15 protein-coding genes are annotated in these 14567 nt (G+C 65.8%); 6 read left to right on the top strand and 9 right to left on the bottom strand.

From position 1 onward, the window contains the following. Window positions 1-80: 80 nt before the first annotated feature. Window positions 81-926 carry a class I SAM-dependent methyltransferase gene (locus AL3_RS06165; protein WP_066298078.1) on the bottom strand — a complete coding sequence of 282 codons (846 nt, stop codon included), beginning with the start codon at window positions 924-926 and terminating at the stop codon, window positions 81-83. 133 nt (window positions 927-1059) lie between these two features. Between AL3_RS06165 and AL3_RS06170 the strand changes: the two genes are divergently transcribed. Continuing rightward, on the top strand, window positions 1060-2019 hold the full coding sequence (locus AL3_RS06170; protein ID WP_083521495.1) for an alpha/beta fold hydrolase: 960 nt from the start codon (window positions 1060-1062) through the stop codon (window positions 2017-2019). Between the two features lie 3 nt (window positions 2020-2022). On the opposite strand, the gene AL3_RS06175 is transcribed toward AL3_RS06170, so the two are convergent. The 4 genes from AL3_RS06175 to AL3_RS06190 all read right to left on the bottom strand — a co-directional run bounded on the left by AL3_RS06175 (window position 2023) and on the right by AL3_RS06190 (window position 5888). Beyond that, window positions 2023-2781 (bottom strand): glycosyltransferase family 2 protein, encoded by a 759-nt coding sequence (locus AL3_RS06175; RefSeq protein ID WP_066298080.1) that lies wholly within the window; start codon window positions 2779-2781, stop codon window positions 2023-2025. A 170-nt stretch (window positions 2782-2951) separates the two neighbouring features. Beyond that, window positions 2952-3572: a malonic semialdehyde reductase gene (locus AL3_RS06180; protein WP_066298081.1), complete on the bottom strand. Its 621-nt coding sequence runs from the start codon at window positions 3570-3572 to the stop codon at window positions 2952-2954. 116 nt (window positions 3573-3688) lie between these two features. Next, window positions 3689-4708, bottom strand: coding sequence for a non-homologous end-joining DNA ligase (gene ligD / locus AL3_RS06185; RefSeq protein WP_066298086.1), 1020 nt, complete (start codon window positions 4706-4708; stop codon window positions 3689-3691). A gap of 31 nt (window positions 4709-4739) precedes the next feature. Beyond that, complete coding sequence (locus AL3_RS06190; protein WP_246168552.1) at window positions 4740-5888, bottom strand: MFS transporter; 1149 nt, start codon at window positions 5886-5888, stop codon at window positions 4740-4742. 309 nt (window positions 5889-6197) lie between these two features. On the opposite strand from AL3_RS06190, the gene AL3_RS06195 reads away from it, so the two are divergent. Then, window positions 6198-6620 (top strand): VOC family protein, encoded by a 423-nt coding sequence (locus AL3_RS06195; RefSeq protein WP_066298088.1) that lies wholly within the window; start codon window positions 6198-6200, stop codon window positions 6618-6620. Window positions 6621-6701: 81 nt separating this feature from the next. On the opposite strand, the gene AL3_RS06200 is transcribed toward AL3_RS06195, so the two are convergent. Then, entirely contained in the window at window positions 6702-7145 is a 444-nt protein-coding gene (locus AL3_RS06200) for a hypothetical protein (protein ID WP_157075242.1), read from the bottom strand. Between the two features lie 122 nt (window positions 7146-7267). Between AL3_RS06200 and AL3_RS06205 the strand changes: the two genes are divergently transcribed. The 3 genes from AL3_RS06205 (at window position 7268) to AL3_RS06215 (ending at window position 11112) form a co-directional block, all read left to right on the top strand. Continuing rightward, window positions 7268-7888: an L-threonylcarbamoyladenylate synthase gene (locus tag AL3_RS06205; RefSeq protein ID WP_066298093.1), complete on the top strand. Its 621-nt coding sequence runs from the start codon at window positions 7268-7270 to the stop codon at window positions 7886-7888. A 154-nt stretch (window positions 7889-8042) separates the two neighbouring features. After that, a complete protein-coding gene (locus AL3_RS18780) occupies window positions 8043-10352 on the top strand; it encodes an alkaline phosphatase (RefSeq protein ID WP_205054108.1) in 2310 nt (769 codons plus the stop codon). Between the two features lie 106 nt (window positions 10353-10458). Beyond that, window positions 10459-11112, top strand: coding sequence for a hypothetical protein (locus AL3_RS06215; RefSeq protein WP_066298097.1), 654 nt, complete (start codon window positions 10459-10461; stop codon window positions 11110-11112). On the opposite strand, the gene AL3_RS19165 is transcribed toward AL3_RS06215, so the two are convergent. Next, the gene (locus AL3_RS19165; RefSeq protein WP_502685928.1) at window positions 11109-11282 is read right to left on the bottom strand and encodes a DUF8730 family Cys-rich protein; all 174 of its coding nucleotides are present in this window, start codon (window positions 11280-11282) and stop codon (window positions 11109-11111) included. The two genes, AL3_RS06215 and AL3_RS19165, sit on opposite strands and share 4 nt — an antisense overlap. A gap of 130 nt (window positions 11283-11412) precedes the next feature. Between AL3_RS19165 and AL3_RS06220 the strand changes: the two genes are divergently transcribed. After that, window positions 11413-11670, top strand: a complete 258-nt coding sequence (locus tag AL3_RS06220) for a metal-sensitive transcriptional regulator (RefSeq protein ID WP_066298099.1) — start codon at window positions 11413-11415, stop codon at window positions 11668-11670. A gap of 10 nt (window positions 11671-11680) precedes the next feature. On the opposite strand, the gene AL3_RS06225 is transcribed toward AL3_RS06220, so the two are convergent. Both AL3_RS06225 and AL3_RS06230 read right to left on the bottom strand, forming a co-directional pair. Beyond that, window positions 11681-13636 carry a glycerophosphodiester phosphodiesterase gene (locus AL3_RS06225; protein WP_066298104.1) on the bottom strand — a complete coding sequence of 652 codons (1956 nt, stop codon included), beginning with the start codon at window positions 13634-13636 and terminating at the stop codon, window positions 11681-11683. A 2-nt stretch (window positions 13637-13638) separates the two neighbouring features. Next, window positions 13639-14499, bottom strand: coding sequence for an oxygenase MpaB family protein (locus AL3_RS06230; protein WP_066298106.1), 861 nt, complete (start codon window positions 14497-14499; stop codon window positions 13639-13641). Window positions 14500-14567 lie beyond the last annotated feature (68 nt).

A 14567-nucleotide genomic window follows, 5' to 3' on the forward strand; every position in this document is an offset into this window, starting at 1 on the left:
CTCCTGGTGTGGGGTTGGCAGGGCTTCGCGCCAATTCTATCCCTGCCCCGGGGGCTGCTTGAATCCGCTGGCTGCGGGGTTTACGTACCGCCCCGCCCGGTGCCCCGCAGAAGCAGATATTCCCAGTCCATTTCGATACCGGCATCGGTTGTCCGGGCATGCCGTTCCGCCAGCCCGGAGAGTTCCCGGTCGAGTGCGGCGGTCCGTTCCGCGTCCCCGCCCAGTCCGCGGTAGACGCCCATGGTGGGTCCGTAGTTGGCTTTGAAGAAATCCCGGAAGTGGTCAGGTTCGGTAAACCGGTCCACGGTCACCGTGGCCCGCTGCGTTGCCACGCCGTCCACCAGGCCGTCGAGGAGTGCCCCGATGTAGTCCTCACTGCCCCACATCGGCGGGCTGGAGGCCCCGGGCGGCGGGGTGGGCTGGTAATCACGCATGATCCCGAACATTTCCCCGATAAACCCCTCCGGAGTCCAATTCAGCAGCGCCACCGTACCTCCCGGCTTGCAGACCCGGGACAGCTCAGCCGCGGATTTCACGTGGTTTGGGGCAAACATCACCCCGACGCAGGAGATCACCGCGTCAAACACGCCGTCCTCGAAGGGCAGGTTTTCGGCGTCACCTTCAACCCATTCCAGGTCCATCCGGCCGCCGGAAGCATCCTTTCCGGCCTGCAGGAGTTCCGGTGTCAGGTCAACCGCCACAACGGAGGCTCCGGCCTTCGCCGCAGGAATTGCCGCATTGCCGGTCCCCGCTGCGACGTCCAGCACATAGTCACCGGGACCGATTCCGGCCTCCTCGACCAGCGCCGCGCCAAGGCCGGGTATCACTTCCCCGGCGACCGCCCCGTAGTTCCCCAGGGCCCAGAGTTTCCTGTGCCGCTCTTTCAGCGCCCGGTCCGGATCCGGGGAAACGCCTGGCGTCTTCATGGCTGCCTCCTGCGCCAACGGGCACCGGGCAACTGGGCGCCCGGCTACATGCAGACATTCTGATCTTCCCGATCTGTGGCTGTAAAGAGACCGGGGACGCTTCGCGCAGGCCCGGCGCTGGTTATCGTAAGGTATGCCCCCTCCGGATGGTCCCGGCCGGGATGTGCCGGAGAACGGCGTGCCCAGCGGGGCCGCTCCCCCACCAGCGGCCGTCCTCGACGCACGGCTGGTGCAGATCGACTGGTCGGTCCCGCCGGAAGGGTCCGCCCGGCTCCAGCTTCCTGCTCCCAGCGGAATGCTGGCGGGTCTGTCGATGGGGGAACCGGGCAGCCCTGCCGTGGTCCTGGTACCGGGGGTCATGGGTTCCAAAGAGGATTTTTCGCTGGTGATGCCGTTGCTTGCTGCCCAGGGATACTACGTCCTGTCCTACGATCTTGCCGGTCAGTATGAATCTGCTGCGGCTGGACCGGAAAACCTCTCCCCGGCGCGCAGGAGGTACGACTATGACCTCTTCGTGGAGGACCTGCTGGCGGTCCTGCAGACATTGGACGCTCCTGCCCACGTGTTGGGCTATTCGTTTGCCGGCGTCGTCGCCCAGCTTGCCCTGCTCCGGCGGCCGGAGCTGTACCGCTCCCTCACCCTGATGAGCGCACCGCCGGAGCCCGGACTGTCTTTCCGGTCCGTCAGCGTGGTGGGAAGGTTCAGTCCGCTGGCATCGGGGCGGGTCAGCGCCGGCTTGGTCGTCTGGGGCGTCCGCCGGAACTTCGCGCGCGTTCCGGCGGAGCGGATGGTGTTTGTCCACCAGCGTTTTGCCCTCACCCGGCGCAAGTCAGTCCGGGACATCATGGGACTGATGCGGCATGTCCCGGATCTCCGGGCCCGGATTGCCGGCTCCACCCTGCCCAAGCTGGTGGCGGTTGGAGAGCGTGATGTGTGGCCGAACCGGATCCACGCGGCCTTCGCGTCCGCCATCGGCGCCCAGCTGACCGTCTACCGCGGCGGCCACAGCCCGTGCGAAAACGCACCCCATCAGCTGGCCCGGGACCTGCTGGCGCTGTATGCGGGGACGGGTGGAGCACCCGGCCAGGTCTAACGGCTAGACCCCCAGGCCCGGCGGACCGTTCCGGGCCTGCCAGCCGCGGCGGGCCCGCAGCCGCCGCCAAGGCAGTTCCTGCTGAAAGTCGGTGCGGTAGGTAGTCCAGGCCATGGAGAGCCGGCGGCCCACCGCACTCCAGTGTTCCAGCGGACGCGTGGAGACACCCACCCGCAGTGTTCCGTCCCAGAGGACGGCCATATCGGGGGTGATCTGGTAGCTCAGGTCCAGATCGTCATGGATCCGTTCACTCGAGCGGTGCATCCTTTCCCGCAGGCGTTTCCACATCTGCGCACGGATAGCGAAGTTGGAGCCGAAGAGCGGCGGATGGCCCAGCAGCCAGGACATGGACCAGCGGTACCCGTCGATGTAGATGTTCTCCGCGAACCAGCGCGTGAGCCGGTTGCTGCCGTAGAAGTCGCCCGGGCCGGTCACCGCGGTGAGGGGACCCACTCCCTCCACCAGGCGTTCCAGCCGCTCAAGCCAATCTGCGGGCGGCCTGGAATCCGCGTCGAGGCGGGCAAGGATGTCTCCGCTGGCGGCGTCGAATCCACAGGCCGTGGCGGGTGACACGCCCGGCAGCAGCTCAACGACCCGGCGCACGCCGGCCGCCGCGCAAACTGCCGCGGTCCCGTCCGTGGAGGCGTTGTCCACCACGATCGTTTCATCGGGCGGCCGGGTCTGTCCGGCCAGCGCCGTGAGGCAGCCGGCCAGGAAGGCGGCGTCGTTCCGTGCCGGAATCACTACAGAAATGGTCGCCATATCCCCTGCCCTCACCGGCCCCTGACATCGTCCCACCGGACGGGGATCAGGCGGAAGGACCTGCGGCGCGGCGGGGAGGTGTACCGGACAGAACCCTGAGCCTGCTGGGAACGCTGCAGGGCCGGCCCGAAACCGGGCCGGCCCTGCAGTGCGTCGTGCTGTGGGTCCGCTTAGACGGTCGCCGTGACGGCGTCGTAGTCGTAGCGCGGCAGGCGGTCGAACCACGGGTTCTCGCCCGGCTTGCCGATGTTGACTACCTGGAAGGTGCGCTGGGTGGTGCCGGCGTGGAACTCGGCGTCGATGCCCGCGGCGTCAAAGGCGCCCATGGGTCCGGCGGCCAGGCCGACGGAGCGCACGGCCATGATGAAGTAGGCAGCCTGCATGTGGGCGTTGTTGTTACCCATCACGGTGCGGAGTTCTTCGTTGCCGTCGAACATTGCCTTGCGCTCGGCAGCGTGCGGGAAGAACGTGGGGAAACCTTCGTGCCAGTCGGTGTCGAAGCTCAGGACAGCGACCAGCGGAGCGCTGGCGGTCTTGTCCTTGTTGCCGTCTGCCATGTGCTTCACGAGGCGCTCGCGGGCCTCAGCCGAACGTACCCAGGTGATGCGCATCGGCTGGATGTTCATCGATGTGGGACCCATTTTGGTGAGTTCGTAAATCGCGCGCATCTGCTCGTCGGTGACGGGCTCGCTGCTGAACGTGTTCGCCGTACGCGCTTCCAGGAAGAGCGTGTCGAGGGCGGCGCTGTCGACGACGAACTCGTCCTGGGCCTGGGTGGTGCCATTGGTCATGGGAGAACAACTTTCTATCGGTTGAAGATTCCACCTTTACCAACACCGCGGTTCTCCATCCGCTTCCCAAAGCTGACTGTGACCCTGCACACACTGGGGTATTCCTGAGGGTTCTCCTACTCCATTTTTCGCCGGCTGGGCTGTACCCGGGGCGGTTCACCGGGCATTTTCGGATAGTCCGGAGGGAAGGGCAGCTCACCCAGCCCGGAGTCCAGGTCCCGCTGCCACCAGTCGAGCAGGGCACTGATTGACCCCGGATCTGCGCCGAAGTCCGCCCACGGATCGCCGCTTTCCGCCAGCCGTGCCGGCACGGTCTGGACCGTGAAGGCCCGGGGATCAACGGTTTCGATTTCGTCCCAGCTGATCGGCGTGGACACCGGGGCGTGCGGCAGGGCCCGCGGGCTGTAGGCTCCCGCCATCGTGCGGTCACGGTTGGCCTGGTTGAAATCAACGAAGACTTTCTTGCCGCGCTCTTCTTTCCACCACGACGTCGTCACTTCCTTCGGCATCCGGCGTTCCAGTTCCCGGGCGGCGGCGATGACGGCGTGCCGCACGTCCTGGAACTCGCGCACCGGCTCGATCGGAGCGAACACGTGCAGGCCACGGTTCCCGGAGGTCTTGATGAAGGCGGTGAGCCCGGCCTCTGCCAGCACGTCCCGCAGCGCCAGCGCCGCCGGGACGGCGTCGTCGAAACCCGTCCCCGGCTGCGGGTCCAGGTCGATGCGCAGCTGGTCGGGGTTGTCCGAATTTTCGGCCCGGGAGGGCCACGGGTGGAACACCACGGTGTTCATCTGCACGGCCCAGACGGCGGCGGCGGGTTCGTCGATGACCAGCTGCGGATGTGAGCGGGCACTGGGATAAACCACCATCACGTCCCGCACATAGTCAGGTGCGCCTTTGGGAGGATTCTTCGAGAAGAACTGTTCCCCGTCGATGCCGCCCGGAAACCGCTGCAGGGACAGCGGCCGGTCACCGTTCGCCGCGACAAAGGCCTGCCCCACGGCGCGGATGTATTCGGCCAGGTCCAGCTTGGTGAAGCCCAGTTCCGGCCAGAGCACCCGGTCCGGGCTGGAAATCCTGACCTCGCGGACGCCGTTGGGCCCCGGCACGGAAATGGTTGTCGCTTTAGCCGCCATGCAGGCAGGCTACCCCGGGACCCTCCACCTGTCAGCGTATGGGCTGCCCGCTGCTCCCTCCGGTCCGCCGCCGGCCGTGGACGAAGTGGTACAGGATCATGGACGCGGCGACGAGGCACGCGAGGACGGCGTACATACCCGGCAAGCCGGTGACGGGGACAAGCAGGCCGAGCAGGAACGGACCAAACCCGATGCCGACGTCGAGCATCAGGAAAAAAGTCGACGTGGCGATTCCGATCCGGTGGTCCGGCGCCACGGTGACCGCGATGGCCTGCGCCGTAGGCATCAGCGCGCCGAAGCCCAGGCCAACGAAACCGCCGGCCAGGGCCAGGACGGCACCGTTGGGTGCCCAGGCCAGCAGCGCCATGCCGACGGTGAAGGAGGCCAGAATGGGGTAAACGACGGCGTTGTCCCCATAGGTGTCCTGCACCCGCCCCACAACAAACCGGGACAGGAGCACAACCGCGGCGTAGATGAGGAAGAACGCTGATGCTGCCGGCACGAGGTTCCGTTCCTGGGCATAGGAGTTCAGGAACGTCAGGATGCCGGAATACGCCACCCCGCCGACCAGCATCACCGAAGCGACCGCGGCCGCCTGCGGTTCGAGCACGTCGCGTGGCCGCATGCGCCACTTGGCGGCCCTTTCATAGGCCGTGACGGTCCGCTCCGGAAGCTTGAGCAGCAGCGCCACCAGCAGGGCAGCGCCGGCGCAGGCAGCGCTGACGGCAAAGAGGACGTTGTAATCCGCACGTTCCACGATGAGCAGGGCCAGGAAGGGGCCGGCGGCCGTGGCGAGAGTATTGGAAATACTGAAATAGCCGGTGCCCTCGGCCCGGCGGCGGACCGGGATCAGCGTCATGACCGAGGCGGAGATTGCCGTGCTGGCCATGCCGAAAGCCGCTCCGTGCAGGAACCGGATCAGGATCAGCACGCCCAGGCTGCCGGCGGGGATGTACAGCACGGCCGCGGCGGTGTAGCCCAGCAGGCCGATCAGGAGCATTCTCCGGCGGCCGATGAAATCCAGGAATTTTCCGGCGAAGATCCGCGCCGCCAGGCCGCCAAGGACAAAGGAACCGGCAGCCAGGCCGGCTGCTGTGTCGGAGGCCTGGAAACGTCCGGCCGCGTAGAGGGCCATCGTGGTCATCAGGAGGTAGAACACCAGTGCAATAAAGAAGTTCACGGCAACCGCCAGGCTGAATGCCTGAGTCCACAGCGGGGTGCTGCTGTCCCTGTCTCCGTCTCCGCGGAGGGGGCCGGTCCTGGGCAATAGGTACTCCGAATCACTCATCTGGTGGTTAGGTTCCCTAACCCAACCTCTCCACGTTACGTCCGGCTGGTCCCCTTTCCGCCGTCTATTGCTTCCGGCGTCAGGATCCCTTCTGCGGAGTTTGGGTATCCCCTTCCGCTGGGCCCGGCTCACCCGGCATACTCTTTGCCAATCGGCTGCGATCCAGCATCCGTCCTGATCCGTGATCGAAGGGACTGCGCTATGTCCAGCACCATGAACCCCTACCTGAGCTTCCGGGACAACGCCGCTGAAGCCATGGCCTTTTACCAGAGCGTCTTCGGCGGAACGCTGGAAAGCACGTCCTTCGCGGAGATGAATGCCAGCGATGACCCGGCTGAGAGTGAGAAAGTGATGCACTCGCAGCTGACCACTGACAGTGGATTCGTCCTGATGGCCTCCGATACACCGAACAGCATGGAACTGGACCAGGGCAGCAGTTACTCCATCTCGCTCAGCGGCGACGACGGAGCTGAGCTGCGGGGTTACTGGGACCGGCTGCTCGACGGCGGGACGATGGTTCTGCCGCTCGAACAGGCCCCCTGGGGAGATATGTTCGGTATGCTCGCGGACCGGTTCGGCACCAGCTGGATGGTCAGCATCAGCGCACCTGGTTCCGCTGGCTGACTCCGGCGGCTAAGCCGGGGCCGCAACCCTTAGCAGGGGCCCTGGCCTGGCGCCCGGGGGGGCCAGGGGGCGGCGGCACCATCAATCCCGGGCCGGCAGTCCTCTCTGCGGTGCCGGTCCCCGCAGGGCCAAGGCAACGACGGCGCCCCCGACCCCGGCAAAAACTGCTTCCAGCGGCTGGAACTCCACCACCGCGGCTTCCCAGGTTTCAAGTGCAACGAGGGATGCCCCGGCAGCTACGGACACTGCCCTGGCTGCGCGGTGGCGGCGCAGCTGAAGAATTCCGGCCAGCAGGTATCCGCCGCCGCAGCCTGCGGCCAAAAGCAGGCCGGGCACCCGCCAGTCCGCAAACGGGGTGCGCCGCAGCACCGCGGGATCCGCGTGCAGGAACGCACCGTCCGGCCGCAGGACCAGCAGCAGCCCGGAGCCCAGTGCCGCAGCTCCGGTGCCCAGTTCCAGGCCGATCAGCACTTTCTCCGCCCGTGAATAGCGCTCCTCCGACCCTGGCGTTCCCGCCGCCGGCATTCTTCTGCTCTGTGCATCCATACCCGGAAAGTATCAGGCCCGAAGGGGAAGGTGCACGGATCCATCGAGCCGCGGCCGGCAGGTTACACCGGTTGGCGGGAGTGTCCGCGTATGCTCGGGACATGGCCCGCTATTTCGATGTTCACCCGGATAATCCCCAGCCCAGAACGGTCAGCCAGATCACCGCGCTGCTCCGCGGCGGCGGTCTGATCGCCTACCCGACGGATTCCTGCTATGCCCTGGGCGCCCAGATCGGAAACCGGGAAGCCCTGGACCGGATCCGCAGCATCCGCAACCTCGATGCCAAGCACCACTTCACTCTCGTCTGCCGCGATTTTGCGCAGCTGGGACAGTTCGTCCAGCTGGATAACGATGTCTTCCGGGCCATTAAGGCCGTCACCCCGGGCAGCTACACGTTCATCCTGCCTGCCACCAAAGAGGTGCCCAAACGCCTTCTGCACCCGAAGAAGAAGACTGTGGGGGTCCGGATTCCGGATTCCAAAGTGGTCCAGGCGATCCTGGCTGATCTTGGCGAACCGCTCCTTTCCAGCACCCTGCTCCTGCCGGGCCAGGAGGAGGCGCTGACCGAGGGGTGGGAAATCCAGGACAGGCTGGAGCATGAAGTGGACGCCGTTGTTGACGCGGGACCCTGCGGTGCCGAGCCAACCACCGTTATCGATTACTCCTCCGGCACCGCTGAAGTGGTCCGGCGCGGCACCGGGGATCCGTCGCGTTTTGAGTAGCCGGGTGGCGCCGGCCCGGCCGCGGAATTATCCGCTGCCCGCCGGAGGGATCGCCGCCACGGGTTGACAGCCCAGACTGGCTTGTCGAGGGTGGACCCACTTGACCAGGGGGGAATGCGTTATCACTCGCGCACTCTGAGACGGGATTCCACAAATGAACAAGGGAACACTGGCAGTAACGACGGCGATACTGGGCGGGCTGGTCCTTTCGGGCTGCAGCGGAAGTATGTCCACAGCCGGAACACAGTCCGGAAACCAGAGCGGCGGGGCTTCCGGTGAAACGCAGCTGGAGGCTGCAGGGCACCGAAAGGACAAGGACAAACCGGTGCCTGCCACGGCCCGTAACGTCATTCTGATGGTCGGCGACGGAATGGGCACGGCACAGCGCAACGCCATCCGGCTCTCCCACGTTGGCCTCACCGGGGAACTGGTGATGGATTCCCTTCCGGAGCTGGGACTGGTCCACACCAACTCGGCGGATCCGGGGACCTTTGTCACCGACTCGGCAGCAGCCGCCACCACCATGTCCACCGGTGTGAAGACCTACAACGGGGCGATTGGCGTCGATCTAAACGGCCAGCCGGTACCAACCGCGCTTGAGATTGCAGCTGCCCTGGGAAAGTCCACCGGGCTGGTGACCACGGCGCAGGTGACGGACGCTACCCCGGCTGCTTTCGGAGCGCACGTGGCCGACCGCGGGGAGCAGAGCGAGATTGCCCGCCAGTTCCTGGAGTCGAGCCGGCCGGACGTTATCCTGGGCGGCGGCGAGGACCATTGGTACCCGGCCGGAGACCCGGGCAGGCATCCGGATAACCCACCGGAGGATCCGGCGGAGGAAAGTTCCGGAACCGTCAACCTCGTGGAGCAGGCCCAGGCTGACGGTTATGAGTATGTCTGGGACGAGGCAGGCCTGCTGCAGGCCCAGGGACCGAAGGTGCTGGGCCTGTTCGCCAATGAGGAAATGTTCCAGTATGGCGACGACGTGGAGGAGATCTACGAACCGGCAGTTCCCTTGCCTGCCATGACCCGGAAGGCACTTGAACTGCTGACGTCCCCGGCAGCGGCAGAGTCCCGGCACGGCGGCCACGGAGGCGGCGGCGGCAGTAACGGCGGCGGGCAGGAAGCCGGATTCTTCCTGATGGTTGAAGACGAAGGCATCGATTCCATGTCCCACGTAAACGACGCCGAGCTGACCATCAAGTCCGGCATCGCCTTCGAAGAATCAGTGGCGGTGGCCCGCGGCTTCGCTGAAGCGGACGGGAACACACTGCTGATCGTCGTCGGAGACCACCAGACCGGCGGGATGACGATCGAGTCCTTTGATGATGACGGTGATGAGTCAGGCGACGGTATCTCGGCCGAGGACGGACCGCTGCCGGTGGCCAATTCGGACCAGGTCTTCGCCGTTGACTGGACCACCGACGGACACACTGCCCTCGATGTGCCGCTGACGGCCATGGGACCGGGATCGGAGCAGCTGGGCGGGTTCTACGAGGACACGCACATCTTCGACGTGATGGTGGCACAGATGCGTGCCGGTGCTGAACGCTCCACCATTGACCTGCAGTCCCACCGCGGCGGCCGCGGTGAATACACGGAGGAGTCACTCACCGCATTCCGGCACTCGCTGGCACTCGGCGTCAACACGCTGGAACTGGACACCCATCTGAGCCGCGACGGCGCCGTCGTTGTCTGGCATGACGACACCATCCAGCCGGAGAAATGCCGTGATACCGCACCGGCTGCGTCCGGGGACCCGGACTTCCCCTATGTCGGGGACCGGGTGGCGGCCCTGACGCTGGCCCAGCTGAAGACCCTCGACTGCGGTTACCAGCAGCTGCCCGGATATCCTGAGCAGCAGGTGGTTGAGGGCAACCGGATCGCGGAGCTGAAGGACGTATTCGCCCTGGTCCGCGAGGTGCGCGCCCGCGGCGTGGGGTTCAATATCGAAACCAAGGTCGAGGACGGGCAGGCCGGGGGTCCGGGAATGGAGGCCTTGACCCGCGCGGTTATCCGGGAGATCCGCAACTCGGGAATGTCGGACCGGGTGACCCTCCAGTCCTTCGACTGGTCCGCGTTGAACCTGGCCGGACGGATCGCACCGCGGCTGCCCCGGGTGGCGCTCGCCGCCGGACCGGAAACACTCGAAATCGGCCAGCCCGGCGCCGCTGCCATCCTGGGCGGAATCGATATAGACGACTATGACGGATCCGTGGTGAAGGCCGCGGCCGCGCAGGGGTACGACGTGATCTCACCGGTGTACACCAGCGTGACGCGGCAGATGGTGGCTGAAGCGCACGAACTGGGCTTGGAGATTGTGCCCTGGACGGTGAACCAGCCGGCCGTGATGAACTATCTGATCGATCTGGGAGTGGACGGAATCATCACCGACTACCCAACCCGGCTGCGGCTGGTGATGGAGGAACGCGGCCTGAAACTGCCCCGGTCCTACGGGGGTTCCTGACCGGCGGGACCGGCCGGGAACGGCGGCGGCGCACTCTGCCAGGACGGGGTGCGCCGCCGGTTCACTAGACTGGTGGACGCCCCGCCCGCTCCACCGGAAGTTCCCAATGTCCCGAGGAAAGCACCACCCTCCCCGCCCCAAGCCCGCCAACAGCGAGGGTTTCCTGATCGCTGCGGACCTCAAAAAGGAACGCGGCTGGACCGAGACCCAGATCAAGGCCTTTCTGCCTGAACCGGATAAAACGGCCCGCAACCCGTTCTCCCGCAAGGCCGCACCCATGAAGCTGTACGCGCTGGAACGGGTGGAAACGGTGGAAGGAACAGACGAGTTCCGGCGTGCCCGCGAGGCGTCACGGAAACGCCAGCTCGCAGCACGCGGCCGGGCCCTGGAGAAGAAGAAACAGGCGGTTGCCGTCGCCGAGGCCCTGGAGCTGCGCATCGCACCGGAGTCCTGGGACGAGGTTCAGCGAAAAGCCATCGAGCACTACAACTCCCGGCTGCGCCGGAGCCAGTCCCCTGCCGGACCGCGCACCACCCGTTCCCGGCTCGACCGCCTGACGGTCAACTATCTGCGGCACAAGCAGACCTCCTATGAGGAGGAGCTGAAGGATTTCAAGGGGGTGGTCGGTGTCGGTGAGGCCTACCTCGTGGTCCGGAACCGCATTCTGGACCTGATCGCCCAGGCCTATCCGGCCCTCGAAGCCGAGTGCGAACGCCAGAAGTTCGAGGCTCCGGACCTTCCCGACGGCGTCGTGCTTTAGGGCCTGGCAAAGAGCCTGGCCAGCCAGCCGCCGCCCTTTGGTGCGGGAGCATTCCGGTCGCAGCTGCAGCGGTCGGGCTTGGCGACGTTCCGCATCACCTCCTGGACATGGTTTCCGCACCCCGCCCAGGTGGTTTTTCCGCAGCTTCTGCATTGAACTGGCCGGCACATGATTGTTCTCCCTTTGGAAAATGGAACCGGGTCTTCCCGGCATGTGAACCATCCTGAACGATACCCCCCAGGGTATGCAAATTACCCTTAGGGGTATAAGATGTTCATTCAAGATCACGGGAGATAAAACATGCAGCTCGACACGGACGACACAGCTCCGATCATCAACCGGCTCAAGCGTGCCCAGGGGCAGCTGGCTGCCGTGACCCGCATGCTGGAGGAAGGCCGGGACTGCAAGGACATCGTCACGCAGCTCTCCGCTGTCTCAAAGGCAATCGACCGGGCCGGCTTCGCCATCATCGCCTCCGGTCTTGAGCAGTGCCTCACCAGCGACGATCCGGCGCTGGACCGCAAGGAAATGGAAAAACTGTTTATGTCCCTGGCCTAGGCCGGCCTGGCTAGAAAATCAGCACAAACCGCATGACGGCGTCGTAGAGCTTGGTGCTCATGAACTCCTCCGGGCCCATGGCGCCCCGGTCCCGCAATGCCGTGTCCGGATGGTCCGTAATGATGCCGTCCACATTGTCGCGGAGCATGTTCCGGATGCTGCCCGTGCCGTTGACGGTCCAGACGTAGATTTCCTTGCCCTTGTTCCAGGCAGACTTCCGCACAGCGTCCGTATAGGACGCTTCCTCGACCACAATGAAGTCAGCCGTTGTCTCCGGCGCGGCAACCCCGGCTACCGCCATGGTCAACCCCACATACAGTCCCGGCCGCAGCCGCTTCAGCTCCTCCGCTTTGTCCTTGTCCAGCGAGTGGTAGATGTTGCCCTGCAGAGCATCCAGTGACTCGAGGTCCGCCACCAGCCTGGGTACGTAGTCCTCCGTCTCCCCTCCGTGCATCTTGAGCTCGATCAGCAGCGGCTGGCCAAACTCCTGTGCGGCACGGATGTACTCCTCCAAGGAGGGGATGGTGTCCTGGTGCCCCTGCTGATCATGCACGGTAATGGCGGTGAGCTCTGCCAGCGTGAGGTCCTTGACGGACTCGCCGCGGCCGGCCAGCCGGCTGAGTGAAGCGTCGTGCATCACTGCGAATCCGCCGTCGGCGGTTTGCATCACATCCATTTCAACCAGGTCCGCGCCGGCATCGGCAGCGGCCTTCAGGCCGGAAACTGTGTTTTCCACGCCGCCGTCGCTGAAACCGCGGTGGGCCAGCACCAGGGTCTGCGGTACCTGGCGCAGGCCTTCCATCAGCTGGATATTCAACCCGCCCAGGACCAGGACCGGGACAACGACGGCGGCGGTTACCAGGATCCCACCGCGCCGGGACCGGCGGGTGGCGGCTTTCGCCGCAGGCAGCGGACCATCCGCAGGAATCGTCCGGGCAGTCCCCTCACCGGCGGCAAACGTCCCGTCCCGCTCAGCGCCGCAGGACAGCACCAGGTCCGCCGGCAGCACCGGGAGGCTCCGGACTGCCAGCTCAATGAGCATGGCGGCCAGGAACATCACCAAACTGCCGGCGATGACCACACCGCCCACCTGGGCAGCCCCCAGCGCGAAGGCGGCTGTCACGGCGGCCAGGCCGGGTGCCGCCAGGTCAGCAGCCAGTGTCGGCAGCAGTGCCGCAGCCACCAGCAGCGCACCGGCGAAGAACGCGGCGGCCACCGCGGCCGCTCCGGCCACCAGAAGGGCTGGATCAGTCCGGTGGGTCACCCGCCAGCTCAGCCGCATGGCCCGGCCGCCGGAGACCTTTCCGAGCGCGAAGATCGGCAGCGCGGCGGCGAAGCGGGTGCCGAGTGTCCCGATGACCAACAGGAACACAACGTAGGCGATGACTCCCGGCGTCGACTTCAGCAGTTCCCCGGAAATGAAGTTGGGTACGGCGATGGAGTGCGTCAAGACCGAGAAGAATCCGGCCTGAGCCAGCGGCAGGACCAGGAAAAGGTACCAGACCAGGGGAAGTGACCCCGGGCTGGGCAGCCGGCGCAGGACCGGAACAAGCTCCCGTGCCAGGGCCGCAGGTTTCAGGCTCAGGCCCGCGCGGACCCTAGCCGCAGCCAGGACCAGAAGTGTGAGCTGAACACACACCCCCAGGACGGCCAGGACGCACAGCCCTGCGATCCACGCTGCCGAAACACCGTTGCCAAGGATGGAAGCCAGCGCGGCGGAATCCACGGCATGCAGGCCCGCCGCCGCCAAAGCCTCGGTGAACATCCAGCGGATCAGCGGTGAGAACAGCACCAGCAGGAGCGCCTGCGTTGCCGCGTAAAGTGCCAGCAGGCGCCAGCCGCCGGTTCGCAGCGTTCTCCAGCCTGCACCCAGCAGTCCCGGCACCAGGGCACGGAAGCGCAGATTGGCGGGCAGCACCTTGCCGGATGCCTGGACCTGCTTGTCCAGCATCGGGAAGTTCGCCATGCTCAGGCCGTGGCCCGGTTGCGGACCTTGCGGTATGGATGAGTATCCACTTTGGTCGTCAGCTCGGTGATGACATTTTCATAGGCGTGGTTGCGGCGTGCCGCGGCCATCATGCCTTTTGTGGTCTTGGCGGCACTGCGCAAGTTCATGGGGCGTCCCGCCACTCCGTACAGCAGAAGTGCCCAGTCAGGCAGCAGGGAAAGGATTCCGTCCTGGATGATGATCCCGGTCCAGACCTTCACCGGATTTCCTTTCAGCGACGGCTTGCGGATTGCCTGGCTGACCTCCGCTGCCGGCAGGCACAGTGCCATCCAGTGCCGCTGGCCGTCGATGTACTCCTCCAGGGCGGCACGGGTGGCGGGCAGCCGGGCAGGGTCGATCCCCACGAGCTCGGCGGAAATGTGCTGCTCCAGGACGAACTGGTCCTGCTCACCCGGCGTGAGCTTGGGCCCGAAGGCCTCGGCTGCGCGAAGTATGGCGTAGACGAGCGTGTTGTGCGTCCAATCCATCCAGCCTTCGGTTTCGGCCTGCAGCGTTTCTCCGGTGGCAGGGTCCTGCCAGGTGGCATGTTTATGCATGCCGCGGACGGACCGTGCTGCGGCGTCCGCATGTGCCTTGTCACCAAAAATGGTGGTGTCAATGTACTGTCCGGTCCGCTCACCGCGTGCGGCAGCGTCCTGGCCCGTGACGCTGACCGCCGAGAACAGCCTCATCATGTTGGGATTCAAGGCCTGAAGCAGAAGGGCAGCGATTCCGCCAAGCTTCGCCGACGGGTCCGCATAGACCCGCCAGCTGACACTGTCCGGGCCAAAGTACCCATCGTCCTGCCTGGGCTGGTCCGTCGCCGGCGCCGTCGCTGTCATGCTTTGCTCCTCTGCTGTTCAGGAGCAAACAGGGCCTCCAGGCGCACCGCTGCTCCGGTACGTGGCTA

It is taken from the genome of Arthrobacter luteolus NBRC 107841 (assembly GCF_001552075.1).
Classification (GTDB): Bacteria; Actinomycetota; Actinomycetes; order Actinomycetales; family Micrococcaceae; genus Arthrobacter_B; species Arthrobacter_B luteolus.

Coding starts and splice junctions, on each gene's coding strand:
- AL3_RS06165 (WP_066298078.1), bottom strand. CDS start 926: ATGAAGACGCCAGGCGTTTCCCCGGATCCGGACCGGGCGCTGAAAGAG.
- AL3_RS06170 (WP_083521495.1), top strand. CDS start 1,060: ATGCCCCCTCCGGATGGTCCCGGCCGGGATGTGCCGGAGAACGGCGTG.
- AL3_RS06175 (WP_066298080.1), bottom strand. CDS start 2,781: ATGGCGACCATTTCTGTAGTGATTCCGGCACGGAACGACGCCGCCTTC.
- AL3_RS06180 (WP_066298081.1), bottom strand. CDS start 3,572: ATGACCAATGGCACCACCCAGGCCCAGGACGAGTTCGTCGTCGACAGC.
- ligD (WP_066298086.1), bottom strand. CDS start 4,708: ATGGCGGCTAAAGCGACAACCATTTCCGTGCCGGGGCCCAACGGCGTC.
- AL3_RS06195 (WP_066298088.1), top strand. CDS start 6,198: ATGTCCAGCACCATGAACCCCTACCTGAGCTTCCGGGACAACGCCGCT.
- AL3_RS06200 (WP_157075242.1), bottom strand. CDS start 7,145: ATGCCGGCGGCGGGAACGCCAGGGTCGGAGGAGCGCTATTCACGGGCG.
- AL3_RS06205 (WP_066298093.1), top strand. CDS start 7,268: ATGGCCCGCTATTTCGATGTTCACCCGGATAATCCCCAGCCCAGAACG.
- AL3_RS18780 (WP_205054108.1), top strand. CDS start 8,043: ATGAACAAGGGAACACTGGCAGTAACGACGGCGATACTGGGCGGGCTG.
- AL3_RS06215 (WP_066298097.1), top strand. CDS start 10,459: ATGTCCCGAGGAAAGCACCACCCTCCCCGCCCCAAGCCCGCCAACAGC.
- AL3_RS19165 (WP_502685928.1), bottom strand. CDS start 11,282: ATGTGCCGGCCAGTTCAATGCAGAAGCTGCGGAAAAACCACCTGGGCG.
- AL3_RS06220 (WP_066298099.1), top strand. CDS start 11,413: ATGCAGCTCGACACGGACGACACAGCTCCGATCATCAACCGGCTCAAG.
- AL3_RS06225 (WP_066298104.1), bottom strand. CDS start 13,636: ATGGCGAACTTCCCGATGCTGGACAAGCAGGTCCAGGCATCCGGCAAG.
- AL3_RS06230 (WP_066298106.1), bottom strand. CDS start 14,499: ATGACAGCGACGGCGCCGGCGACGGACCAGCCCAGGCAGGACGATGGG.